We start from the raw sequence: 26,398 nt of genomic DNA, 5'->3' as shown, positions 1-26,398 counted from the left end.
AGTTCAGAGATATTAGAGGCTTTTTTATTAATTAGTTTGCCCAGTCGCCTTGGCCAGTTCCAAGTGGATCATGGACAGCTCCTGGACCACTAGATGCATTTGTCATCTTCTCCATTACATTGTCAAAGGAATCCTTCATTTTAGGTGCTACTAGTGCAGCAATACCTCCACCTAATACTAGACCCATGATTGTTAAAATACCTGTTTCAGATGACACTTGTGATTTTTCCTCTTTTAACCATTTTTTTGCTTTTTCCATTTCATTTCCTCCTTGTTAATTAAAATCCTGAAAATAAACTAAAGAATACATATACCATCATACTTAGAACAATTAATGCCATGTTAAAAAGCATAATAGTGTTATATTTATTTACAACGAGTGGTTTTTTGTTAATCAACTCGTTATAGCTTTCTTCACGCAGCCTCATCATGATAACCCTCTGTTTTTCAAGAATAACTTTTGAACGCTGTCTATCCGTTGTCATCGCTTGTTGTATAGCAACAACGAATAACTGTGCTTGTGGTACTCCAATTTGAGAAGCGAATTTTTGAAACGGTTTGATTGAACCTGGTTCTAAATCAATATCAACCATTAATTGCTCCACATAAGGTTTTAAAAAAGGACCTGTAAACTTTTCACACTCTTTAACCGCTTGATATGGTGTAAAGCTACTCATCAATTTGGCCAAAGGTGTAAGGTAATCTGGTAACTCTAATTTCCTCATTGCATTCGCATACTTAATATTTTTTGAAAGTATGCGATTCGGATAAAAATACATTAAAATACTACTTCCAACAGCAAACCCCAACATAATTGTTTTTTGATGGACAACATATAAAGTAATAAACAGAAGGGCCATCAAAAGCGAATAAACTATTTTCTGTGCGATGAATGTCTCCGGTGATTGTTTCATACCTGCTTGTCTCAATTTCAATCGTAAGTTATCTCTGCTATCGTCACTAAGTTTTACAGATTTTTGTGTTAGATTAAGCAAAGATTTTAAATGACGTTGTACCATTGATTCTCGTTTTTCAAGAGTACTAGAATCACTTTTATCTAACATGTAATCAGTAAAAGAATATACATAATCAGACTTTCTCAATAATAGAGAGTGTACAAACGCATATGAAACAAGACCGAGTATTATATAAAAGGGGCCAATTCATCACATCCTTTCAATTTAAAAAGAAACAACAAAAAGACGACTGTAGAAACCGGAATTAAGGTTTAAGAACTAATATAACTTAGTTCATCCTCAACTCTGAGTTTTCTCAGTCGTCGTATCGTTTGTTATTAAATTTTAAATATAAATTTATTCTTGTCTAAAATAATAAAACATTACGAATAGAAAATCAACTGTTTTTTTTAATTTTCAACATTTATTTTTTATGGGCTTCGGAAGGATCAAATTCACTATGTTTTTGAACCTGTACATAACAAAATATCACCGAGATTAATATAAATCCAAGTACGGCCTTTCCACCAAGAGTACTAAAAGTAGAATCAAACATATCAGAAACAAATATTTTAAACCCTACTATAATAGCAAGCAACAAACCCGCATTTTGAAAATATGCTCGTTTTGCTTGCGTCATGATGGAGTTTAGTTTCGCTTGTAATACCTTCTTTTGTTCAAATTCATCTGCTGTTGAAGCTAAAATATCATAAAATTCTGCCCCATTACGATGTGCTGCATCTAACATATTGTGAAAAAAGATAAGATCGCTATAATCATATTTTTCATTCATAGATTGAAAGGCATTTTGAACAGATTCTCCAGAACGTAGAATCGATAAGGCGTATTCTACATCACTTTTTATTGGATCTTTTAGCATCTCAGTTACAGAAACAATTGCATCAATCGCATTTCCTGCTGTTGGAATAGCGTTTGATACAGCTTTCATATAAGCCATCAGCTTTTCTTCAACTTCATGCTTATACCTTAAACGGTGAAAGGATAATAATACTTTTGGTACGATTAGACCTGCTGGAAAACCAAAAATAGAAAAGGATCCTAAACTAAAAATACTCATAATTACAGCTGCTATTGATCCACCTGCTGCAACATACAACCAGTATTCTCTTATACTAAGTTTCCATTCAAATTTATTAGCTTCCTTAATAAACTTTTCAGGATATATCCATTTTTTCAAACGACTATTTTTTATTAAAGAAAATCTTTCTTCGTCACTCTTTTTTTCATGTTTTGCTTGATAATCAGTATTAAATAAATCTTGAACTTTATATTTTTTTCTTCCTATAAAAGAAGAAAATAGGTAATACAGTAAGACAGCAGCTAATAATAGATTAATGTATCCGTATATTTCAGAAATTTTCAATACCTAATGCCTCCTTATCTGCATCTGAAACAAGAAATGAATATAGAGAAGGATCTACTCCAGCTTCAAAAATTTTCTTAGCCTTTTCTAATGACAAAAATCCTTGTTGTTCATGGGAACAATGAATTTTTTTCACCGCTCCATTTTCTCTTTCAAATTGATTTACATTTAAATTAAACAGTCTAGTAAAAACAGGTGTATTATTTTCATAATTAATAAGTTCTACTACCTCTCCGATTCTTCGTGTGTGATCTTCCATTTTCTTTTGAAAAATAACAACATCAAAAGTAGAAGTAACCCATTTTCCAATAACGTCAGGATCTAATTTCATACCTGAACGTAAACACATCATAACAAGACGTTTAACAGCATCAGGAGCCGAGTTAGAATGGGCAGTAGTAAACCCACCTTCATGCCCTGTATTAAAAATTTCAATCATATTTACTGCTTCTGGACCACGACACTCACCTACTGCAATCCTAGTAGGATTCTGACGTAAAGCATTTTTTAAAAGTACAGTCAAGTCAATGGTGGTATCCTCATCACTAGTGAAACGACATTCCATACTTACAATATGTTTATGGGGATAAATATCTTTCAATCTAGTTTCCGCAGTATCTTCGAGCATAATTAATCGTTCTCTATCGTCAACATGCTTTACTAAGTACTTTAGTAGCTCGGTCTTTCCACTACCAGTAGGCCCTACAATAAGCACATTAAATTTAGCTTTAACAAACGCTTCAAAAGCCTTAATCATATCATCACTTGCTTGTTGAGATTTAATCATTGAATTGTCATTTATTCTGACGGATGTTGCAAATTTACGAATGGAAATAGAGATTCCTTGACCACAAATAAGGTCGGATGCAATATTGATACGCATAGTTGGATATCTACAATCAACATAAGGTTTTGAAGATGTTAAACTTTCACCAGAAGCATTTACTATTTTCATAGCAACAGAATATAACGTTTCATCGTTTGAAAATCGTCTTTCTGTTAAATAGTAGCCTACTCCAAGTTCATCTACCCAAACTTCTCCTCTACCATTTACATTTATATCTGTAATTTTTTCATTATCAATAAGGTCTTCCAGTACATCTAATCCTGCTAGTGAATTAATGATGGACTTGATCAATTCATCTGCTGTGTATCCAGGAACAGTAATTCCCTTTTGTGATATGAAGTCTGATATGATTACGCTTAAATTTTGTCTTTTCTTCTTATTGATGATTGATTCCTGAAACAGCTTTTTATGATCATTTGATAAGAATTCACGTACCTGATTTAAAATTTCTAAAGAGACTTTCTTCTTCTCTGTATATCGTATTTCTTTTTCAGTCCGATACTGATAGCTGTACTTACTAATATCAATACTAAGTTTGTCCTTTTTGGAGGTGACAAGGGGAATAATTTCCCCTTCACCCTCTTCAATTTTTTGTATTTTGTCCTGCTGATCTTCGGGTAGGCTAAGTATAGATTCTGATTGTCCACCTTTTTCCATCTCCTTATTTTCGTCAGAAGTTTTTATTATATAATCTTCGAAATTAATCATGTTACTTTGTGGCATTAAATAACCCTCCAAATAAGTTTTTTAGGAACCAAAACTAATTAAACGGCGCTTCTTTTTTGGGTCCTCTAAAAGATGTTCAGCTCGTAATCCCAATTCTTCTAAATAAGCACCCACAGCTTCATTAATCGCAGGAGAACCGATGTTTAAATCCAATTCATGGACTGATCGCTCATTGTCAAAAGGAACAATAAATAATGAAGTATCTTGAATTAAATTATCTGCTTTGTCTTTATCAATCTCTTTCGGAACCATATTTATGATTGTCTTAAAGTTTTCCATATTAAGAGGGGTTTTTGACAATTTTTCCTTTATTTGATTAAATCCTAAAATTCTTGCTGGATGAAGAGTCATTACATTAAAAACATAGTCTATTTCCAGCATAATTGGGAATGCAAATATATGCTGTAAATACGGTGGTAAGTTCAGCACAATCAAGTCATAACGACTTGAGCGTAAATTTCGCATAAAATATTTCATAAACGATTTTTGATTAATTTCATCTGGAAAATTGCTTTCTTCAAACCCTTTAGGAAGAGTGAGAAAATCTAAGTTTTTTGGTATTTTCTCAATCGTTTTTCTTAATCGTTTTTTGCTTAAATTTATCTCATTTGCATTTGCGATATATGGTTCAATATCGACATCTTCATTTTCAATAAATTGAAGCATATATTGATAAAAATTCTTTTTATCATGACTTAATCCACTGGTTATAGCAAAAGAGGAAGTAAAGTAATTCATTTCAACATACAATACTTCTGCACCTCGATTAGCTGCGATTGTAGCGAAAGTTTGAGAAAGAGTTCGATTACCTAATCCTGGTGTCTGTCCCCAAAAACCAATGATTTTTTGATCCCCTAAGATATGAATTTTTTTCTTTTTATTTCTATCAAAAGGTGTCGTGTTTTTTGTAGAATTATTGTTTTCTATTATTTCATTTCTATTTTCTTCAATCGTATCTTCCTCATTTTCTATAGTAGAGGGAGATAGTTCCTTTACTTGCACATTTTCCTCATTACGGACTGATACAATTAAATTTGGAAAAGAATCTTCCTTTTGCAATGTTAATGTATCCTGTACACCTTTCAGCATAAGGTTATTAATTTGCTCTTCTTCTTTATCTTGAGCAATTACCGTTTTTTCTTTTTCCATAGTATGGATTATAGGGCTTGTTTGTACTTCTTTCTGAGTTTCAATGGATTTAAGAAGTGCAACAGCCTGTTCCTTGGTAGAGGGATTATAGAAAAATGAAGGAATAACTTCTCCATTGATCTTTGAATCACCAATAATAATATCGTAAATACCTAATGATACACATTTTCCTAAAAACCAATGCGGGGCATCCAATGTTGTTAGGAGAATTACCCTTACATTATTATTTCTAACAGTTTCTAATACTTTTAAAATAGCTTGATACCTCTGATTTTGGTCAGGTATAGGAGCAATTACGGGTATAAATTCAGAAAAAATTAATACCTTAGTATGATAAGAATATACCGCATATTCAATGCCCTCTAAGTAGTCCACCGATACCTTTGAATCAAGTTGTTCTTTCAAATATTCATCCAATTGTTTTTGGCCAGTTGCTAATACAATCATCTTTATACTCCTTTCAAAGTTCCTCTATTTAATTTCCATTTGCTTTTTCTTTAGTTTCCGATTTTGCTACTTTTTCCGTATTTTTAGGATCACTTTCCTTGTGATCTTCAGTTTCCTCATCAAAACCTGCAGTATCATCATTAGAAGCAGTTGTTTCATTGTAAGAATTGTCATTTATATATTCATAAACTTGATTTGCTGTAGCATCTTCCTTATCATTTGAAGCTATTTCGTCGTAACTTCTACCATTAGCAACAGGAATGATATTCCCTAAAATTTTTGCCTTTGTAAGTAAATCTAGTTGTTCTTCTGTAACAGCTAGTGTATAAAGTTTTGCGATCGTGTTGGTATTGCTTGTAGAGCTTGCAATTTGGTTACTGCTTTTTTGTTCATTCCCTTGCTGCGATGATTCGGTATAATTTTCTGCACTAAATACATTCTGAGTTTTTGAATCTTTGACGGAAGTCACACGAATTCTTTCGAATAGCTTTCCTGTGAATGGCTTTTTGGATTCCGTCTTATCCGTTGCAAAATAAAGATCAACATAAGAGTTAGGCATAATTGCATTTCCAGAACTAGATTCAATATCTACTAAAAGTGGAAATGCATATTCGTCCTCATTTAAATTCAAGATTGCAGAGTCAGGCATATCATTTGTTTCTAATACCTTTCCTTTATAGACAAGTGAGTTTTTAGTGATCCCATATCCATCAACTGTCCATTTTCCAATTACCTCGTTCACACTAGTTACTGCATTGGGTGGAATTGATTGAGATGGAACAACTCTTTCAAATACCATGTCAGGTTCAATTTTTGTATGTGGTGGAATATCTTCTTTTGCATAAACAACTTTTATAGGTGCTAACTGCCTTTGAATAGAAGTGTTATTATAAAAATAAAAAGCTACCACAACTATTAGGGCAGCCATTCCAGCAATGATTCGTTTTTTTGCTAATGAACTTAACTTCATATGATAATCACCTTTCACTTATTGTTTTTTTTCAATGATTACTATTTCTTTCTTATTTGAGGTTACATTTGATGATTCACCCATCATTTTTTTGAAAAAACTCTCTGTCCCACCGGTAGTTCGTAAAGCGATCATTGGTGGAAATTCAGATTTTGCGTAATAAACGGTCGTTTCTTCTGCATTCTTTACACTTTGATTATTGGTATAAAGTTGGTTATAAAAGCCTTTAAAGCGTTCAGAATCAATAGTCATTTTTTCAGAAACTCTTAATTCGCCTTTGTTAATAGATTGTTGCATCCCTCCTTTTATAGAATTCTCTAGAGATTTACCAACATCGTCAGTTACAAAGGTTTGATAACCCAAATCCACTATTAGAAAAGTAAATAAAGCTCCTAAGATTAAATAGAAGAAAAGTTTAGGTGACCATTCCATCTATTCTAATCACCTCCTTCAACAGCATTAAACACAAACGTACTCCACTTTTTAGGCTTAGGAGAAACGCGTCCTGTGGTAGATAAGGATAATATTACCCATTGAATCCAGTTGGGTTTTACGAAGGGATCTTTTACTACCTCCGTTCCAACAACATTAAAATAGTCTTGTGAAGTAGTTTTCCATATATGAGCCATACTTGAGTGAGTTACAGTTATTAAATGCGCACTTTTGTTTTGACAGTAAAATGATAAAATTTCAAAGTCCTTTATCAAATCTTTTTTTAGTTCATCAACTACCATTCTTTTAGGATACTTTTTTAACTTAATCCCATATTTTACTGAATAAGGTCTATGATGTAATTCAAAAACAGGATTTCCTGTAGGGGTTACGAGGTTCGTTTGAAAAATAATCAATCTCTTTAAACCAAGTTTCCTTGATAGTGTAAATCCATCATGTTTCCACCTCTTAAAATAACAATAGATAAAAAACGCTAACCCAAAACAAGCTAAAAAAAGCCCATAAAGGATTAGCGTATCCCAACCATGAAATTGTTCCATGAATGAAAAATTTATCTTGAGACAAATAAAGACCCCAAACAATAAAAAAAGAAAAGTATACAGAGTCTTTTCCAACAGATGAAGTCGGATACTTCTCATGCAGAAATCATCCCTTCTGCTTGCCATTTAGATTCACATTTTTTCAAAACCTCATTAAAAGTCATAAAGGAAGAAAGTGAATCTTTTCTTACACCAATAGTCATAGTTAATTTTTGGTTTTCGTTGTCACATTCAAAAGACAAGTAAGGGTAATATTTTTGTAGTCGTGACATCAGCAACCCTGCAACTGACAGGGTAGATAATGAGAATTCTTTTTTTAATTCAACAAAAGTGACTACTCCATGCGTTTTTTTAATTCCATAATTATCTTTCCAATCAAGTAATAGATGAAACAGTTCATCTATTGAAATAACATTTTTCACTATTCCCCCTCCTACCACATTAAATAAAGTACTTGAAGATAGGTTCCAATACCGATTGCTACAGCCCCAGGAAATCGCTCGAAAATCCTTTCTGAAACAAGAGAAGTTTTAAAAATCAATGATTTTATATTGAACAACTGATTTTTAATGGTCCAGTTCCATCCTTTTCTTCGAATGATAACAAAATAGGAGATTAACAAGATTATAAGTAAATAAAAAACATACAACCCTAGAACTGTAATATAAATCGTTCCTTGTAAACTACTTAGCCACACCGCAGATACAATACACATTTTTGTATCTCCTGCATAGGTGATTTTAAATGTTTCTAATAAAAGTCCGAACAATAAAGCTAGTACTAATGCCCCTATGAAATTGATAATGGGAAAACCTTGCGTAAAATAAAAGACACCCCCACTTAACAAAAAGAGAAGATGCCAAATATTTTTAGTTTTTCTATACCGAATATCAGTATAAATATTTACTCCATAGTAAAGAGTTACTGCAATTAATAAAACAATTAGGCTTTTTTCCATTTAAATAATCTCCAACTTTTTTGTTCATAACTTTGAATGGTTGGATAAACATCATCTGCTATTTCAATGAGTGATCGAATCATCTTCGAATTTTTTTTATTCGACATTGGAATTATTCCATTATTCATCCACTCTTGCATTTTCGCTTCATAAGGTATTTCATAAATGTTATCAATACTTGTAATTCTTCGGTATTGTTCGAAACTTTGGCCAAGTTTCTTTTGGACTTTATTGACTACTAAAGAAATATTACGGACATCTACCTTTTTCTGTTTTAAATACTGTATTCCTCTGTAGATATTATTAAGTGAAATTAAATTTGGGTCACTTACCATAATAATATCTGTTGCCTGCTTATAAGCTTCTTCGGTTAAAAAATCAAACTTAGGTGCTGCATCTACAATGACCACATCAAATTCTTTTAGGTTTTCTATTATTTTTTTTGCAAGCATTTCATTGTTTACATATTGTTCTTCATCCGCCCTTTGGATAGAAGGTAAAACTTTTAACCCTTCTTTAGTATCAATTAAAAGGTTATTAATCACATTAGAAGGTAAGTCCGAAGGTAATTTGAGCCAAGTTGCTATGTTACGATCATCAGACACTTGAAGCATTGAGGCTACATCACCATACGGTGTATCAAAATCACACAAAACAACGGAATGACCTAAACTATTATAAAATAAAGCTAAATTTACGGATATTGTAGTTTTACCTGTACCTCCTTTTCCTGAACTCCCTACAATTATTAATTTCTTTCGATTCATGGATTTATTTACATGTTGTTTTAAAGGTTGTGCAAAAGAAGGAGCATTTACATTTTTTAAATCAAATATCATGTCTTTAACCTCCATTACTTTACTTGAAAAAATGATTGTTTTGTTTTGATTGGTTGAATAACCTTTTTTCCTAATTTATTAAACAATGTTTTGAATAAACGAGGATTCATTGAGTAAAGTGATTTCCCATCCATATTCGACTTAATTGCTTGTTCAAAATAAGGAATAGTAATGTTTGGTTGAAGTGGGAATTCGTCCGAGTTTACCCCTTTTCCCCATTTGTTCCCAATAAATATGCAGTGATCCTCCCCAGCTTGCTGATAAGCTACGTTCATCATTGTTTTCTTTTTATGTCGCTGTGAGCTAAAATGATTTGGATCTGGATTAACAACCACCCAAAATTCATCACATATTTTTAAGGTTTCTTTAGCTAATGGATTGTCCCAATCAGTTGAAATATCCACGAATAACAACGGGATTTGTCTTGCTGTAAATATCACAGTATGTAAGGACTCTATATCAATACCGCTTAATAAATCCGTAGCAGAAATAGGTATAGTATAGATTCCTTGATTTTCTATCTTAGCTCGTGAATTAAATGTGTTTGTATTCTTAAGTTGCGAAATCCACGATTCGAAACCTGTAGGAATTTGTCCAATTTCTCGTCCTCTTATTTGCAACCATACTGGAGAATGCTCCGTTGCCTCTAACACGCCTGCTTGTAAACCTTCATCTGATAAATAGTCTAAAAAGTTATGAATTAAAAACGTTGATCCAGCTCCCCCATGTAAAGAACCCACAGCGATGACCTTTGGTTGCACTACACCAGTTACTGTATTTTTTGAAGGCAACGAAAAAGATGGTGTTTTCATTTTAATATTTTCAAATGGATTATTTATTTTGAAATTCCCAAACTTATTAGTTGGAGCATTCTGTAATGACTTAGTGGGTTTTTCCTTTTTGGGTGCTTGTTCTCTCTGAAAAAAGTGTGATATTTTTTTGGGAATACCATCATCTTTTTTTCTAAATGATTTAGACTCCTCTTCTACTTCTATTTCATCATTCTCTACTTGATTTTCATCTGAAAAATAACTCTGACTTTCTCCTATATCATCATTAGTTGTCCCATTGTAATTCGTTATGAGATGTTGTACATCAGCCAATGTTTTCTTTTTTGAAAGCCAGTTAAGTATATGATCCACAGTTATTTCATCTTCAAAATACAAATCATAAATACCAATCTGGATCAGCTTTTGCAAAAAATGGGTATCTTCTTGAACCTCTGATGTAAAAACTAATATAATCCGAAGTTCTGGTCGACTAATTCGTACTGTTCGTAACCTATCGAAAACAGCTTGTCTATGACTAAATTGGGAATCATACTTACTTACATTTACAGCCCCATACACAAAGGCTACCTCAGATTTATTCTCTTGATCTGTAGATGTTGCCCATTGTTCAAATGTGTCAAGGCTCGTATCTGTTTCTGTAACGTTAAAACCCAATTTTCCTAATTCATTCGTTAACACTTGGATATGATCTGAACTAAAAACTAAATGCACATTCATTTTTTTACCCTCCTCTCACTATTAATCCAAATAAAAAAAGCCTTTCTGTTATTAACAGAAAGGCTTTATGAATTAATTTACCCATTCGTCGGATTTTGCTGGCATTTCACCTTGAGCATGCTTTTCATAATACCAATCGACTAAATTGGTAATAATCGCTTCACTCCCTTGCCAGTTAGAACCCACTCCTGCTGGAAATGGATTATCGGGTCTGACAAGTCGAACTACATAATCATCAAATGGACTTCCGCATACTCCAACCCAATCAGAGTCAGCTGCACTTATACTATTTTTACCTGCATTATATGCTCGGATATAAAAATTATAAGGACCATCCTTTTGTTTAAATGGAGTATACCACTTATTTCCCCCGTCTAGTAATTCATCTTCAACATCTCGATTAGCGTCATATTGACTATAGAACATATTCCCACTAAATTTTTCTACATAGACTCTTGGAAGAATCCATTCGTTATGCCAATTTGTAGTAGGATATAAAGGTTCTAATTCTACTTCTTTAGGTAAGAATGAATCAGACGAAGGAAAATAGGCTACTACTCGTTGAGCTCCATACCATCCATCCCCCATACCGTAATATTCATTGCTATAATCGGTTTCCACTTTAAATTCATATCCAAATCCTGCTTGGACATTTTTTTTACTTAAATCTGTAATATTAGTAGTCAGGTAGTCGTAATAGTATTTATAATCATAGTAAAGAAAATCCCCATCTTCATCATAGACGGGGATTTTTATTGTTTTTACTAAACTACTACCGCTACCGCTTGCTAGGTATGAACCCTCAATATTACATGTTGTCATAGGGGGTGGTCCTGGAATAGTGATTCGTAATTTTAAATCAACTAAATACTTAGCTGAGTTCGGCCCTGTTGAGAATATCTCCCCAGCATTTTTTGCTAGGAAAGGTGTGCTAAGAACATTGATTTTCAATTGATGATTAGCTAATAACTCAACTGAATACATGGTTTCTGAAGGGATAGAAGCTGATTTACTTACAAATTCAATCTGTAGGTCTCCGGTATCCTGTATATAGTCGGGGACTGGTAAAACCGATTGTGCTTGAATCCGATGTATTGAGTTAAAAAAGTCTTGTTTCTTTATCTTGACTACCCCTCCAGTAAATTCAGAGGTATACATAATTGTATTTGGATCATCCTCTTCCCACCAATATTGTACGTAAGTATTGGATGACCATTCAATAATTTTCCCACCATCTGAAGTTGGAGTTTCGGTATATGAACTACTAGCGTTGGCTTGATTTACAAAAATACCGTAATTGATGGACATACTGATTAGCAACGTGGTAACAAATAATAATAGTTTTCTCATGATTATTTAGTCCAATTACTTTAGATTTATTAATATATCAATAGAATGCCCGTTATTACCTTTTGAGAAGTAAGCAGTATACCCATTCACTTCTGCTTTTAATCCAAAACCCATTTCAGCATTTTTGATATTATTCATAAATTCATTATCTACATTAATTCCAGCTGCTTTAGCAATAGCAATAACACTATTAAGGGATTTGCCATCATTATTAGATGTAAAAATTCGAATATATCCTACATTTTCAAAACCAACTAAATCTCCATTTTTGTTCCGAGCAGTTTTTACATTTTCTGTTCCATCAACATTTGTAAAACCATTTTCTTTAATACTTGGTAATGCTTTATCGAACACTTTTTTAGGTGATAATACTAAGCCTTGATTCGATGGTGTTTCTGGTTTATCTGGTACTGGAACCAAATCAGATGGATCAGAAGGCTTTGTTGGTTTTTCTTTTAAATCCGTTACTCCTTTATTTTTTAAATTTAAAATAAAAGTAATAGCTTCTGCCCTTGTTAATTTTGCAGAACCTTCATAGCCTTGGACAGTTTGAGAAGTTTTCCCGTTCGACAAACCTTCACCCAACATGTAACGAATTGCATTATCACCGACATAATTTACTCCTTGCGATGCAGATACAATTTCTGCAACTTTTGTACGTGTAATGGCTTTATTACGAACACCAGTATAAGGATAATTCTTGTTCTTTGCATAATTATAGAATGGATCAGCCCAATTCTTTCCTTTAGAAGCTGAAACTTCATCTTTTGCAAATGTTGCTATTAACATCTTCATAAACTCTGCTTCTGTTACCTCATTATTAGGTTTGAAAGTTCCATCTGGATATCCGTTTAAAATACCATTAGAAACTCCCCATTTGATATTTGAATAAGCCCAATGATTGGTCTTTAAATCCTTAAATAGTTGATTGGACTGTGCTGCAGATGTTGGCATTGTTTTTAATCCATCTATGTAATTGGCTCCTACTCCTAAAGAAAAAGCCATACCTGCCACAACTACCCCTGTCACAACCTTTTTATGTAACTTTTTCATCCTGTTACCCCCTTTAATAGATTAAATGTATAGTATTGGCGCTTTCATTTTGTCAATATAATCATAACATATAGAAAATATAAAGTAAACTAAAAGTTGGATTTTTTTCAAAAAAAGAACATAAATAGAAAAAAAACCTATTTTATAGAATAGGGTTTTCATTCTTTAAATAAGCTCAGCTATCTTATTTGTGATATAAAGTAATACAGCCATTACATCCTCAGTGTAATTAATAAAGAAATAACCTACTAGCCCACAAGCTAGTACTGAAAAAGCAACTTTTCTAGCAGATTTAAAAAATGCTCCTATGAAAAACAATCCAGCCATAATGAAAATAAAAATAATAAGTAATTGGAAACTCCCTTCTCTTGATTTTTTCATCATTTTTTCAGGATCAACATTTGATGCTTTCGCTTCAATTTTCGCCTTATCGATTATGGAACTTTTTTTAGATGTGTCTCCTTCACTTTGAAAAGGTATTTTTATTTCATCACTCCGTGGAATTTCTATTCCTTCAGCTCGAGTAAAATGACTAAAAGAAAAGAAGGAAAACAATAGAATCATAACTAGACTGATTGTTTTGTATGCAGGAACTTTTTTCATCCGTTCACCTCCTTTCTCCTACCAAGTTGGATCTACATATTAAAATAATGACGAGGATCAACTTTTTTTCCATCAATAGTAATTTGAAAATCTAAATGGACTCCAGTAGAATTACCCGTTGTTCCCATCTTTCCAATAATGTCCCCTCCTTTTACTTTATCTCCTACTTTCGCGAGCCTTGCACTCATATGGATATATCTTGATTGCACCCCTTTTCCATGATCAATCGTTACCATATTCCCTGCTGTTTGACTGTACTTCGAAACAATAACCGTTCCATCTGCCATTGCAAATATAGGATCACCTGCAACTCCTGGTTTGATTGCTCCTATATCTATAGCATCATGAAATTTTGAACACCCCTCACACGAACGATCTCCAAACCCTGATGTAATACGTGTCGATACTGTAGGCCATACCCAGCCATTCGAACCTTCAATTTTAGGATAATTATCTGTATTTAAGGATTCACGATCTTCTAAGTTTAATCTGTATCTTTCATCGAATAACGCAATCAATTCTAGAGTTGTTTCAATGTCTAACTTATCCTTTATATCAACGGATTCTAAGTAATCATAAAAAGGCTGCATAAAATTATCTGGAGGGATGATAGTATTGAGAACTTCTTTTGTAATGGTACAATTACCCGCGCTTTCAGTGACCCATTTATAGGTATGAGTATAAGTTCCCTCATACGTATCTGCAGTTGTTAATAGTTTCACAGTTTCTTCGGTAGTTTCTGTGACCGTTTCTGTCACTGTTTCTCCTTGTTCATTTGTAGAAGTAACTTCTTTTTTACAAACAGTAGTAATTTTAGAATCTTTCCAATGAAAAATTGGTCTCAATGCCTCAAAAGTTTCTTCTGGTTTTGGGGTTAAGAGTTTTTTAGAACGAAAAAAAGATGATTCATTTGACTGATCATCTGTTGTTTTTTCTTTCAATTCCTCTGATTCATCAACCGGATTAAAGACTTCGAGATCTTTATTTTTTATTTGTTGTGCAGTACTTAGAATCATATTTACATACCAATCAGCGTGATTATATGCGTATAGGGCTTTTCTCTGATTCTTTTGATATCCACTAGCTCTTAAATAATTTGCAGCTGAATAAATTGCATCTGCGGTGTTCATAATATCCATTTTTCCATCGCCATCGCCATCTACCTTGTATTTTTCCCAAGTAGCAGGCATAAACTGCATTGGTCCAACAGCTCCAGCTACTGATACACTTCCAGAAGGAAATGTAGAATAAGTTGATTCGTGAAAATGAATAGATGCAAGGACATTCCAGTCCACTCCAAATTTATTTGCTGCGGCTTTATATATCGAAATATAATTCGTAGGGGGAGCTATGTAATCTCCCCCTCCAGGAAACAATATCCCGTTATAATCTTCTTTATAATAAAGAGGATCATTTCGCATTCTATCTACTCCTGCAAGAATGGCCCAACTAAATTCATAAGATTGCACTTGTTGTTTTTGAAATTCATTTAATCCTTCATCCCACCTACTGGCTACTTCTTTATAGGTATCAAGAATATCTTCGTATCCTTTCATATCCTCTTTAGAAAATCCAAAAAAGGCTTCTATCTTATCTGTCGCTGCGGCCAACTTGTCCTCCAAGATGGTACGAGGAAAAGCGTAAATAAGCATAAATGCTAGCCAAGCTATACCCAAAATAAATAAGATAGAACCCCATATAGGTGCTGTTTTTAAGATTAATAGTTTTATACCTTTACCTATAACCTTCTGAAACACATTCTTTACTAATCTTGCAGCAACGGATGCAGTCCTTTTCTTAACAAACCTACCTGCAGCTGAACCAACCTTTTTCCCTAAGGAATTGGGATCTTGTTGTGTCCCATAAGGTGACTGATTCATAGGCTACCTCTAGAATTTCTTTTACTTATTAGATTAAATAAAAGTTGCTGATTTTCAGATTCCGCTTTAGTATTCGTTTTTCTTGGACTCTCTAAATCCAAATTGTTTTCACGAGAAATATTTGAATGATCGTTTGTTTGCTTAACTGGATCACCCGTTGGCATCTGATTAGTAATGATTTCTTTTCTATCGGTTGTAGATGGTCTATTATTGGTTACATTATTCTCTACAGTTCCTTTCTTGGTAGGAGAATATGCTGAAGAAATCTGGTTTTTATAATCTTGTATTGCTTTATCATAGTTTTTTGCTTGTTTGGTCAAAGTAGATAAATTTTGTTGAGCATTTTGAATATCTGGATGTGGTGTATTTACCATCTGTTGATGATGTTCCATTTGTCCTTTTAATTGATTTACAAGCAAACTTTGTTGTTGATACGCTTGAGGTTGTTCTTTTTGATTTATTTTACTCAATGCACTGTTTGCTTGCTGATACTCTTGTTTTGCGCTTGCAAAATTACTTACTAATTGATTATGATAAGCAGATCCTTTTCCATACTGAATTTGAGCTTTTTCCAACCTTTCTTTTGCATGCTGTATAGGCTGATCTAGGTGCTTACGATTCATTTGCACATTTTTTAGCTCGTTCTGTAATTCACTGATATTCTTTGGGGTATTTGATGTATCAGTTGTTATCGGTAACTTGAATTCCCCTACTAAGTTATTTGGATTATCATTTAAATGTTCCCCTGTCCCGGTTTTCATTTGGGTTAAATCTATTGAACTAGGATTGATGAATCCTTCACCAAAAGGATCATTTTTCTTATCGTTTTTATTACTTAATGGTTTACCTACCTTGCTACCTAATTTATCAACCATTTTGCTCCCTACAGCAGCTCCAGGTGAGAAATTACCTGTTACCATCGCAGATGTAGCTCCAGCTGTCATTGCACCCGCGAACATTGCACTCCCTTTAAGAAAACTCGGCATCACTCTTTTTGAAGCAGAAGATTTATTATTAGGTATTCTTCCGTTCAAAGGATTTTGTTTTCCATTAGTTATAGGAATTTTATTTCCTGTAACGTTTTCGCTATTTAGCATGGACTCTTTTGGACCAATTAATGGATCCTGTTTTTTAGAATTAAATCCTCCACCATCTGATCCAGTTCCTTCACTTTTTTGCTTACCTCTTATTCCACTAAATATTCTTCCCATATTTGACATAGCGGCAAATCCTAGCATAGATCCCATATTCGACATTACTCCACCTCCACCAGATTGTATTCCAGTGAAAGCACCTACTACTTTTTGTACAAGACTTACTACAACTGGTAAACCAAAGAAATAAGCAAAGATCAACCAAAAGGAAATATTCTCTACATTTTGAGTTAAATAAAAGAATAATACTAAAGCAACTGCATGAGCGAATTGCATGAATATTTGACTTGCGGTTTCATGCACCCATAATGCAAATGCATGACGTCTCGAAGGGAACATTAAACCAATCAATACAATAGGGAAAATTAAAAATAAAATTGATAAAGTTATCATCCTAAGTGCGTATTGATAATTCAAGACAAATGTCATACAGAAAGCCAAGAATACTAATATCGCTAATCCAAGACTTTGGAATTCAATTATCTTATTATATGAGTCTTGATCTCCCCAAATCGTATCTAGGAATCTACTGATATTAACACCATTATTTGTTGCAGTTTGATACACTAAATCGATTAAAAAATAATTAATATCGAACATAATGTTCCATATTTCTATCCCAAACCGTAGAGCCACTACTACATATAAAGCACCAAGCAAATAATCTTTTATCTTAGAACGGTCGTCACCAGTGAAGTTACTAAACAAAAGGAGCAATCCCATCAAACTTATTAGAACTACTATTGGAATAGGGGTTATTTTTTCAAAACCCTCATAAAGCATTAAAATACCACTAAAATATTTTTCAGGGAAAACACCATATACTAATTCATCTCTAGAACCTGCAAAGCCATCAGATAACCAATCGCCATCTGAAGAGAGATTATCTTGAAAAACCATATATGATACATCTTGAGCCCCTAGTACATCAATAAACCAGTTGGCAATCGATATAAATATGTTTGCTGTGAACCTTTCACCATATGATGGCTTCTCCATGTCCTTTAATGTTGCTTCGTCAATTACTTGCGCAGAAACGCTTCCTGCCAAGGAAAACAGTAGAATAAACACCAAAAATAGTGACAGTATTCTTTTTTTAATCAATTTACAAACACCTCCTTAAGTGAATTAACCCTTTAGGTACTTCAAACTACATTGCTATTAGACAGGAGTAATTAAAACAAAAAACAATAAAAAGATCATACTAGTCAGTAAAACTCCATAAATAAAAGGAGGAATTTCTATACCGAATAGAATATGATCTAAATTTGGTCTCATTTGAAAATAAATACCTACCGAAACGCAGATTATAAACAATAAACAAAATGTAATTATACGAATGGATTTATCTTTTGATGTTGTACACTTTTTGCATACAGACGAAAATGCTTTCTTTTTATTGTCATTACATCTAACACAATATTCGTTATATCCGCTAATCAACTAACTATTCCCCTCACGTATTTTTTAATTTTTCATTTAATATTTGGCGAAAATTAAGTGAGTCTTCACTAGGCTTTTTCACTTTTTGTTTTTCATTTAAACTCGGTGCATAAGAATAATACGGGGTATAATACCAATTAGAGGCACCTAATTTCATGTTAAGAGATGACAGGTCATTCATGCAGATCTTCCCCCTTAAAAAATAATCAATTTATAAATTCTCAAAGTACTTTAGATTAAATCATTTGGATTCGTTGTGAATAATCTATATTCATCATCAGTTAAGTCTATCTTTATTACACTTGATTCATTATCAATGCGTATAATACCGAGTCCTTGATTCGCCTGATGAACTAAAAAATCTCCTTCCCCTTCTGAAAGATCAAGTTTTCCCTTAATTTCTTCGATATCAATCGCTTCTTGCCTTAAAAGTAATTTTGTCGGTGAATTTTTTAATATACCCATCCCTTGAGGAAGCCTAGTAAACACTTCAAACCCCTGTGTAACAGCGCACATAGAGGTATTAAAGAAACGCATAATGCGGAATTCATTCTCGAGCCATTGTGCCGTTTCTGGATCTTCCATAGGTATCTGCGCTTCATCAACAACGACTCTTTTTTTCTGTTTACGATTTTTTTTTGCAAACTTTGAACTTTGCCACTTAGTTGCAATAAATAAACCAATTGGCCGCATAACCTCTTCATCTAATTTATCGAGTCCAAAACCAATAATAGGAGATTCATTAATTTTCACTGTACTTTGTGTATCAAATATTGCTTGTGATGGTGCATCTCCATATCTCGTGAAATTTCTCAATAACTCTGCTGCTTCTTTTGTTTCTTCATCATTGACCATAAGTTGATATAGATCACCAAGTTGGGGCATAGTTTTAATCTTACCTTTTAAGTTAAAAGATAAAACGCCACCATTATTCGAGGTACCTCCACTTTCATCTATTAGACTAGAAGGGTCTTCTGTAATATTTCTAGATTTATATAGTTCGCGAATTTTGTTTTCTATTTTAACCTTGTTTTTTCCAGTCAAAATACTCTCATCCATGATTCGAAGCATTTTGAATACAATGGCACGAGCAGCAAGGACGGATGACTCAATGTTGACGAATTGACCTCCATCAGGAGTTTCTTCAACATCAACATCAAAAAAATTAATTTTATGTTGCCCACCAGGTGATAATTCAATATATGGGCACCCTACTCCTAAAATGTATTTCCTGTAGTCCCCCTTCGGATCAAGGATAAATGTCCTAATCCCTTGATGAGCAGAACGGTTCGTCAAAGCTTCTACCGCAACAGTTTTACCTCCACCAGAACGTCCTAAAATCAACATGTTATGATTCATTAAGTTTGAATGCCATCCATCATAGAAAATAGGTCTCGATAAACCATCATATCCCCACACAATTCCACTTCTATGAGTTATCCCTCCATTACCAAAAGGGAAAAGATCAGCAACATTTGAGGATTCAAAAGAAAACGTGTGTTCTTTGTACATAAAATCTTCTGAAATTGGCATAATGCTTTTTAATGCAGACAGTTGTTTTCCGTCTGGAGAACGCATTATTATTCCTTTTCCAGCAAATCTTCTGACTAGATTATTGGTGTACTTTTTTAATGTTTTAAGATCTGGACTACTACAAACTGCTTGAATACTAACTCGAAATGGCTTTTCTAAGCTTTGACGTAATCGACGTTGTCTATCCCTTAAATCCATTAATTCATCTCTTAATTTCGAAGCATTTGCCTGATTTTTTTCTGTGTGTAGATCCGACTCTATCCCTCTTATCCTACGAGCAATTTGATCTAATTCTATTGTTGTATCTGCAGGTTCAATATGAATGGCTAAATCGGTATCCCCTTTACCAAATTCACCTAATATCAGTGGATCTAACATCCCTGCCCATGTATTACCACCTGTTATTTCTGCGAAAAAGCTCCGAAAATATCTAGCTGGTTCGGTAGTTCCTCCTATCTCAACTAAATAATCATTTACTTTCCCTTCAATGGACTCGTCAGAAGGAATTGTTTCCCTTATTAGAGAAGGAGAAATAAAATCTATGCCCTCTGCCTTTGTTTGTCTAGCACTTATTTGTTTAAATGTACGTTGATTATTATTTCTTTCTTTTTTGGCTTCTTGATTTCGTCCAAAAAATTTAATCAAGATGCACTCATCCTTTCATTTTTCATATCCAACATTATTTCTGGAGTTAATGATTGTTTGATTTCTGAAAAACTGCCAAGCTCATTTACATCGTGAAGTCGTTGGGATACACTTAAATCCCGATTTAGTGTCTGATAAATCATGTTATAAACACCTGTTTTATCGAGTCTCGTTAAGTAAATACCCATTGCTTGAAATGATTGATAGATTAAGTCTCCAACCTCATCTAACATATTTTCAGCAAGTTCCTTAGCCTCTTCCTCCGTCATGGTATTGTTAGAACCACGAATATTTCCTATAAAGTTATCAATAGTAACATTACCGGTAGTAACTCCACCTTCTGTGCCATATGAGAATGGATTGAATCGAACAATAATGTATGAACGATAGTCACGGGTTTTTCTTTCAACATAGCCCTTCAAATGTTCTGCTACGCTTTCTGCAGATTTTTCTAATTCAGGAGTAAGATTATGTTTTTTACTATTTTCTAAATAATCATTAACATAATCATTCATGTCTAAATACTGGGATTGAATTAATAAAGTAGCATGACAGGGAAGAGTATTCATAGCTGTTCTGAAATTCAACCATACACCTTCTCTTTCGGATTGGGACATCATTGGTACGTTAATAGGTTCTACCTGTATAACTATTGAATAGGTATTGTTTTCTAATTTAACTACACCATCCTCTGTTATTTCCTCAAATGAAAGCAACTCTTGAACAGTACTTGCTTTATTTGCTTTACCTTTCTTCTTATTAACGGCTTTGTAATAAACAAAGCCGATAAGTCCAATACATGCAATAAAAGCTATTGTTCCAAAATCCACTATTCCTCTTCCTCCTTCATCAAATTCAATCTTTTATAATAAAACACTCTCCTTCTACGACGTATAGATAACTTCACAAAAATAAGTTGAGAAAGCGTTAGATTTGTTCTATTGTCTTTGAAATAAGCTAAAATAATCGCAATCGCAACTGGAATTGCTAAATGGATTCTACTAAAAATAATGTGATCAATAGGTAATTTAGGAACTATTTTAGCAATTTGACTAGATACAATAAGTGAAGGCGCAATCCATATTAATTTGGCAAAAGAAAACGGCCCCAATATCTTTTCTTCTAACCCAGAATTGTATGGCAACTCATGGTGATTTCCCCAACTCATAAAAAATCCTCCCTTCATATAAATGAAAAAGGCAGAAACCTATATGATTTCTACCTTTCGTTATTACTTCAATTGAATATTAAAAATTCCAAACAAGAAGCCAACAACCGCCTCTGTCTTAAAGGCTAATAACAATGCAATAATTAGTGACCCCAACCGATACTTCATATTTACCAAGGCTTGTACAGATCCTGAGAAAAACAATGAAAATCCAATCCACAAAATTAGAACGACAACTACAACAATAGCAATACCGCGAATAGTCTCAATGGTTTTTCCCCCAGCTTCATCGATTTCTTTATCAATACTGGTTGTATCGGACTTAATATTCCCCTTCACACCTGCAGCATTAACTGTTAAAGGCTGCGTCGCAAGTATTCCTCCAGTTAACAATAAAGCTGTAATACAAAATAGAGAAACAATTTTTTTAAGCATTTTTATCCCTCTCCTCAAATTAATAAATGTACGTTTATAAATAATAATTTTCTAACTTAAACTCGTATTTAAATCACCCCCTTATCGATATGAATAATTAGAAATACTTTTTAAAAAATAAAAAGACTATACTTACATTAATAAGGAGTAAGCATAGCCCTAATATTGATTCTGTTATACTTTCAATCTTTATAGTGATAGGAAATTTAATTTTCTTTTTGTATAGGGGGTACAATAATGGTACTCCTCCATGCCTTCTATTTCCTACAACGAACATATCACCTATTAGATGAGAAATTAAACCTATAAATAGACCTAATGGATAATATAAAGAACAGTCCATTACAAATGAAAAGATACCAAACAAACCAGAAACGATTAAAGAAAATAATAAGGTATGTGTTATGGTTTTATGGCCAAAAAGAAAATAAATTACATGTGAAATGACTGGAACCGACCTACCCGCTTTTGATTTATAATGATCGATGTCTGGTAATATACTCCCTATAAGCACACACGCAAAAAACAGTAGGGATTCAATTACATTTTTAGGTGTTAATTCACTGATATTAGATGAAAAAATGGCTACTAAACCAAAAGTACCTCCAAATAACTGATGTGTCTTAGCTTTCATACTTTATTCTCATCTCCACATCCTTTACAGATTCTAATCATAGATCCTCTTGCTTTTATTTTTTGTCTAAAAGATTTTCCTCCGCACTTAAAACACCATCCCGCTAGTTCAGTAGAAGGTGTTTCTGTAGAGTTTTTCTTTTATTTGTCTCGATTTTATCAACTGTATCCAAGATTCTTTTTTTCTACTACCTTTAATTCTATCCTTTTGATTCTCATCATTTAAAGGGAAAAGTGTGTCGATTTCGCTCATCCTTTCTATTTAGTGTAAATAAAAAGGACCAAGGAATATCTTAATAAAGATTCCTTAATCCTAAAAAGCTCCGAATGATAATATTCTTCCTTGTACGCTATACCAAAGATCGATCCATTTTTCTGCTGCAACTCGTGCATCCTCTAATGTTTTATAAGTATTTCCTTCTGTTTCAGAATTGATTTCCTTCTTAAAAGACGGGTGATTTAAAAAGTAAACATAGCAATTCTTCTTTTTTAAATACAATATTTTCCCCTGGACTTTATGCTTTTTAAATCTCCATTCAACTGGAGCTAAAGGTAGGTCACTAATAATAACAGGAACTAGTTTTATCGATTTTCCCTCCTTAATCTTATGAAATGTATAAAAATAGCGCTTGCATATTGTCAATATAATACCAGATACATAATGTAGATTCAACGCTTAATTTTTATTTATTTATTATTTTTTAAAGAATTAGTAATAATAAAGAATTAGGGTATAAAGATTTTTTATAGTAGCCATAAAAATTTTTTCACCCTTATTTTCCTGCTATAAAAAATTTTTATGGCGATTTATTAACATAAATTGTGGAAAAACTGCTATAAAAAAATTTTATAGTAAGGTAATTTTTCGCCATAAAAAATTTTTAACGCTGCCATAAAATTTTTTTATAGTATATTTAAATTTTGCTATAAAAAATTTTTATGGCGTAGAAAAAGATGGGATTTATTTATTAAAATTGGCTATTAATAAAAAAAGACCACACATATTAAAATGCGTGGTGCAATTTAATTCAAACTGGTATTAAAATAAATTATGCAGTTAAACTATGAGTAAATATTCACTTTATAATTGTATTTCATTTAACATACATTACTTTTTCATTATTTTTGATAATTGATCTTTAAGACACCTTCAATCGAGCCGTCAGATTTATCAGAAATAATTGTATACTTTATTTCAAGATCTTTGTTTAGTGAATGCAATAATACTAATTTGTTCAAAAATATTGTTTCACTTGGTCTGATACCTTTTACTTCAAATTCTATAACATTATAATTTTCATGCTCATATTGTGGTTTTGCTATATACATATCTAATTCATTGTAAAATTTGTCTATGCTAGATTTACTTTGATCAGTAATAAAATGATTAAAATTCCTTTTTTGGTTTTCAGATTTAACTATACTATCTGAATTAAAATTAAAAATGTTTTCAATGAAATTGTCCTCTTCATCGATTATTTCCGAATAAATTGGCGTATAATCGTCATTCGGATAATCATTTCCACAAAAAATTTCAACTGACTTATCAATAAATAATTTTATAGTTATATTTTCATCTTGCACATTCCCGACATTTTTAATAACAATAGGGAGTGTACAACACTTTTTTATTTTCTCAATAAACATTAATATCATTTCATATTGTAACAATCTATATTTAAAATCAGTTAGCAATTCATTCTTTTCTTTTTCTGTTTTCGTACCATAATATTTGTAATCGTATTTTCCAAAAACCCCTAACTTTTTTTCTTTCTTTAGATTTCCAACGAAGAAAAATTCACGATTTATATCAGTATCGAAATATAATTTAACTTTATTTATTATTTCATCTTTATCGCTATCTTTTGTTTCCTCAAATGTAAAAAAGAAGTCTGTTGATGAAAAAATACCAAAATCGTTTGGTGGTTGTTCTGACTGTTGCTTTTCATAAGGATCTAATCTAATATTATCTATTTTATTTATGAGATCAATGCAGTCTTTTTTCAGAACCCCCATATAATTTTTAAAGTTATAGTATTCATCTATAAAAACACAATCTAGGGATGTTGAAAGTATCTTTTTTTCCTGTTCGTAAAACATTAACTTATGCTTTGCTAAATCGTATTTACTTTTTAGGCCACCACTTGTCAAATCCACCCAATGAAAAATCTTTGAGTCAAAATCATTTTTAGATTGGCTACTTCCCTTAGTCCCTAATAGCATTTGGGTAGATAAAGTATATTTTGATAATAGATCTAACACCTCAAAATCCAACATATAACCTTTATACGATAAATATTTGTGTAGAGAATCTCTTACAATACCTAGTAGTGTATCTTCTTCTAAAGGTAATGTTTTAATATTTATATCGAAATTATCCAGTATAGTTACATCAAAGTCCTTTAAAGCATCTCTTGTTTTTTTATCTTTTTCTCCACTTCTATATTTTCTAATAGAGTTTATAAAATCATTTGTATTTCTATTAAAAGAACCAATTAAGACAACCTCATATTTATTTGCTTCAATATCGTTAATTAATTCCTTTATCCATTTTGCAACATCACTCTTTTGAAAGAGGTTTATAGAAGATTTCACTTGAATTGCCTTAGTAATAGTTCCATTTACCTCCAATGCAATATCAACCTTGTCATCATCACTAGGATATTCAACGTGAATTCTATCCCAGGATTCTTGTGTAAGAGATTCTAAAATAGTTGCAAAACCTTGATATAAAAAACCTCTTATAGCTTCCTTCCCAGCCAAACAATCACCTTCATTCAAAAATAACTTCATAAAATAACAAAAACTACAAACCCTTCATTAATTTATAAAAATATTGCTCTATTGTATAATACTCAATTTTTATATTTTCAATGTTATATAGTATTTGCAAAGCACTAAACAGACGATCTATTCCAAAAGAGCTTGTTTCATTGGATAATAGTTCTAATAAATTATTATCATTGACTAATAAATGTACTGTTTCAGTTTCTTCTATATATATAGACATCATATCTTTATAAAACGTATCGCGCATTGGTTTACTCATACCGACTCTTTCTAAAGCATCTAACAAGGAATCCCTTTTAAGAGTAGGTCTAATGCTTTCGGGAAGAATCGAAATTAAATGTTCTGTCTGCTTTTCAGAATTAATAATTTCTTCTATTTTTGCACGAGCACTTTTCGAAATTATTTTGTCTCCTTTTGATAGAAGTGTTTCAATGGTTTCATTCACATCATATGTAAAGTACTCAAGTTGCTTATCATTAACAAATTTTTGCATATACTCATCATGTTTTGCTCGCAGTTTTGGAGATAACTTTAAATATTGTTCTTTAGACAAAAGAGGCACAGTCTGTCGCAACTTATAGATCGGACTGGTTTCTCTATTATTACTCTCTTTGTTTAATCTATGAATAACAACAAGAAAATTATTTTCTTCTAAAGTTTCGAGAATTTTATTTATTGTTGGCCTAGACTTCCCCATCTTCTCACATAATTCTGTTATTTTCGGATAACAAATATCTACACCTTCATCCTGATTACAATATTCCCACAGGTGAAGAAATAAGATAATTGCTTCTCCCCCAATTATTGGAGACCAATACCAAAGTAAATACCTTTCTAGATTTACAACATTGTTCCTAGAATAAGGTATATTTTCTCCATTTTTATTAAGATTCATTTTTTCAATTTCATTAAAAGGAATCTCTATTTTTTCTTTT

26 protein-coding genes are annotated in these 26,398 nt (G+C 32.5%); all 26 read right to left on the bottom strand.

Annotation, left to right across the window (positions count from 1 at the left end):
• Positions 1–31: 31 nt before the first annotated feature.
• Positions 32–259 (bottom strand): hypothetical protein, encoded by a 228-nt coding sequence (locus NST63_RS26575; protein ID WP_058006292.1) that lies wholly within the window; start codon positions 257–259, stop codon positions 32–34.
• A gap of 19 nt (positions 260–278) precedes the next feature.
• Positions 279–1,019: a hypothetical protein gene (locus NST63_RS26570; RefSeq protein WP_058006291.1), complete on the bottom strand. Its 741-nt coding sequence runs from the start codon at positions 1,017–1,019 to the stop codon at positions 279–281.
• Positions 1,020–1,380: 361 nt separating this feature from the next.
• Positions 1,381–2,340 carry a type II secretion system F family protein gene (locus tag NST63_RS26565; protein WP_341044254.1) on the bottom strand — a complete coding sequence of 320 codons (960 nt, stop codon included), beginning with the start codon at positions 2,338–2,340 and terminating at the stop codon, positions 1,381–1,383.
• Entirely contained in the window at positions 2,327–3,910 is a 1,584-nt protein-coding gene (locus NST63_RS26560; RefSeq protein ID WP_180212664.1) for a CpaF family protein, read from the bottom strand. The genes NST63_RS26565 and NST63_RS26560 overlap by 14 nt, the downstream gene beginning before the upstream one ends.
• 24 nt (positions 3,911–3,934) lie before the next feature.
• Entirely contained in the window at positions 3,935–5,509 is a 1,575-nt protein-coding gene (locus NST63_RS26555; protein ID WP_341044253.1) for an AAA family ATPase, read from the bottom strand.
• A gap of 28 nt (positions 5,510–5,537) precedes the next feature.
• Entirely contained in the window at positions 5,538–6,479 is a 942-nt protein-coding gene (cpaB, locus tag NST63_RS26550; protein WP_180212662.1) for a Flp pilus assembly protein CpaB, read from the bottom strand.
• A gap of 18 nt (positions 6,480–6,497) precedes the next feature.
• Entirely contained in the window at positions 6,498–6,911 is a 414-nt protein-coding gene (locus tag NST63_RS26545) for a DUF5411 family protein (protein ID WP_058006286.1), read from the bottom strand.
• A 5-nt stretch (positions 6,912–6,916) separates the two neighbouring features.
• Positions 6,917–7,327, bottom strand: a complete 411-nt coding sequence (locus tag NST63_RS26540; RefSeq protein WP_180212661.1) for a hypothetical protein — start codon at positions 7,325–7,327, stop codon at positions 6,917–6,919.
• Between the two features lie 239 nt (positions 7,328–7,566).
• Positions 7,567–7,893, bottom strand: coding sequence for a hypothetical protein (locus NST63_RS26535; RefSeq protein ID WP_180212660.1), 327 nt, complete (start codon positions 7,891–7,893; stop codon positions 7,567–7,569).
• Positions 7,894–7,904: 11 nt separating this feature from the next.
• Entirely contained in the window at positions 7,905–8,429 is a 525-nt protein-coding gene (locus NST63_RS26530) for a hypothetical protein (protein WP_180212659.1), read from the bottom strand.
• The gene (locus NST63_RS26525; protein ID WP_180212658.1) at positions 8,414–9,268 is read right to left on the bottom strand and encodes an AAA family ATPase; all 855 of its coding nucleotides are present in this window, start codon (positions 9,266–9,268) and stop codon (positions 8,414–8,416) included. The genes NST63_RS26530 and NST63_RS26525 overlap by 16 nt, the downstream gene beginning before the upstream one ends.
• Positions 9,269–9,282: 14 nt before the next feature.
• Positions 9,283–10,776 carry a hypothetical protein gene (locus tag NST63_RS26520; protein ID WP_180212657.1) on the bottom strand — a complete coding sequence of 498 codons (1,494 nt, stop codon included), beginning with the start codon at positions 10,774–10,776 and terminating at the stop codon, positions 9,283–9,285.
• Between the two features lie 72 nt (positions 10,777–10,848).
• The gene (locus NST63_RS26515) at positions 10,849–12,126 is read right to left on the bottom strand and encodes a hypothetical protein (RefSeq protein WP_180212656.1); all 1,278 of its coding nucleotides are present in this window, start codon (positions 12,124–12,126) and stop codon (positions 10,849–10,851) included.
• A gap of 15 nt (positions 12,127–12,141) precedes the next feature.
• Entirely contained in the window at positions 12,142–13,179 is a 1,038-nt protein-coding gene (locus NST63_RS26510; RefSeq protein WP_180212655.1) for an S-layer homology domain-containing protein, read from the bottom strand.
• Positions 13,180–13,344: 165 nt separating this feature from the next.
• Positions 13,345–13,782, bottom strand: coding sequence for a hypothetical protein (locus NST63_RS26505; RefSeq protein ID WP_212945975.1), 438 nt, complete (start codon positions 13,780–13,782; stop codon positions 13,345–13,347).
• 32 nt (positions 13,783–13,814) lie between these two features.
• Positions 13,815–15,662: a peptidoglycan DD-metalloendopeptidase family protein gene (locus tag NST63_RS26500; RefSeq protein WP_251340325.1), complete on the bottom strand. Its 1,848-nt coding sequence runs from the start codon at positions 15,660–15,662 to the stop codon at positions 13,815–13,817.
• On the bottom strand, positions 15,659–17,920 hold the full coding sequence (locus NST63_RS26495) for a hypothetical protein (protein WP_251340326.1): 2,262 nt from the start codon (positions 17,918–17,920) through the stop codon (positions 15,659–15,661). The genes NST63_RS26500 and NST63_RS26495 overlap by 4 nt, the downstream gene beginning before the upstream one ends.
• A gap of 352 nt (positions 17,921–18,272) precedes the next feature.
• Positions 18,273–18,440 carry a hypothetical protein gene (locus tag NST63_RS26490; protein WP_251340327.1) on the bottom strand — a complete coding sequence of 56 codons (168 nt, stop codon included), beginning with the start codon at positions 18,438–18,440 and terminating at the stop codon, positions 18,273–18,275.
• Positions 18,441–18,490: 50 nt separating this feature from the next.
• Entirely contained in the window at positions 18,491–20,437 is a 1,947-nt protein-coding gene (locus tag NST63_RS26485; protein ID WP_251340328.1) for a VirB4 family type IV secretion system protein, read from the bottom strand.
• Positions 20,434–21,267: a hypothetical protein gene (locus NST63_RS26480; protein ID WP_251340329.1), complete on the bottom strand. Its 834-nt coding sequence runs from the start codon at positions 21,265–21,267 to the stop codon at positions 20,434–20,436. Before NST63_RS26480 ends, NST63_RS26485 begins: the two co-directional genes overlap by 4 nt.
• Positions 21,267–21,605 carry a hypothetical protein gene (locus NST63_RS26475; RefSeq protein WP_058006273.1) on the bottom strand — a complete coding sequence of 113 codons (339 nt, stop codon included), beginning with the start codon at positions 21,603–21,605 and terminating at the stop codon, positions 21,267–21,269. The genes NST63_RS26480 and NST63_RS26475 overlap by 1 nt, the downstream gene beginning before the upstream one ends.
• 63 nt (positions 21,606–21,668) lie before the next feature.
• Entirely contained in the window at positions 21,669–22,040 is a 372-nt protein-coding gene (locus NST63_RS26470) for a hypothetical protein (protein WP_058006272.1), read from the bottom strand.
• Between the two features lie 97 nt (positions 22,041–22,137).
• Positions 22,138–22,674, bottom strand: coding sequence for a metal-dependent hydrolase (locus NST63_RS26465; RefSeq protein ID WP_251340330.1), 537 nt, complete (start codon positions 22,672–22,674; stop codon positions 22,138–22,140).
• A 312-nt stretch (positions 22,675–22,986) separates the two neighbouring features.
• Positions 22,987–23,172, bottom strand: coding sequence for a hypothetical protein (locus tag NST63_RS26460; RefSeq protein WP_058006270.1), 186 nt, complete (start codon positions 23,170–23,172; stop codon positions 22,987–22,989).
• A gap of 620 nt (positions 23,173–23,792) precedes the next feature.
• The gene (locus NST63_RS26455) at positions 23,793–25,454 is read right to left on the bottom strand and encodes a hypothetical protein (RefSeq protein ID WP_251340331.1); all 1,662 of its coding nucleotides are present in this window, start codon (positions 25,452–25,454) and stop codon (positions 23,793–23,795) included.
• A 25-nt stretch (positions 25,455–25,479) separates the two neighbouring features.
• Positions 25,480–26,398: helix-turn-helix domain-containing protein (locus tag NST63_RS26450; RefSeq protein WP_341044250.1), on the bottom strand; the 919-nt coding region annotated here is incomplete at its 5' end.

Origin of the sequence: Heyndrickxia sp. FSL W8-0496 (genome assembly GCF_038007825.1) — a bacterium.
In the GTDB taxonomy this organism is placed as follows: Bacteria; Bacillota; Bacilli; order Bacillales; family Bacillaceae_C; genus Heyndrickxia; species Heyndrickxia oleronia.
The sequence above is the reverse complement of the archived record's forward strand: the minus strand, read 5'-3'. Positions and strand labels throughout refer to the sequence as shown.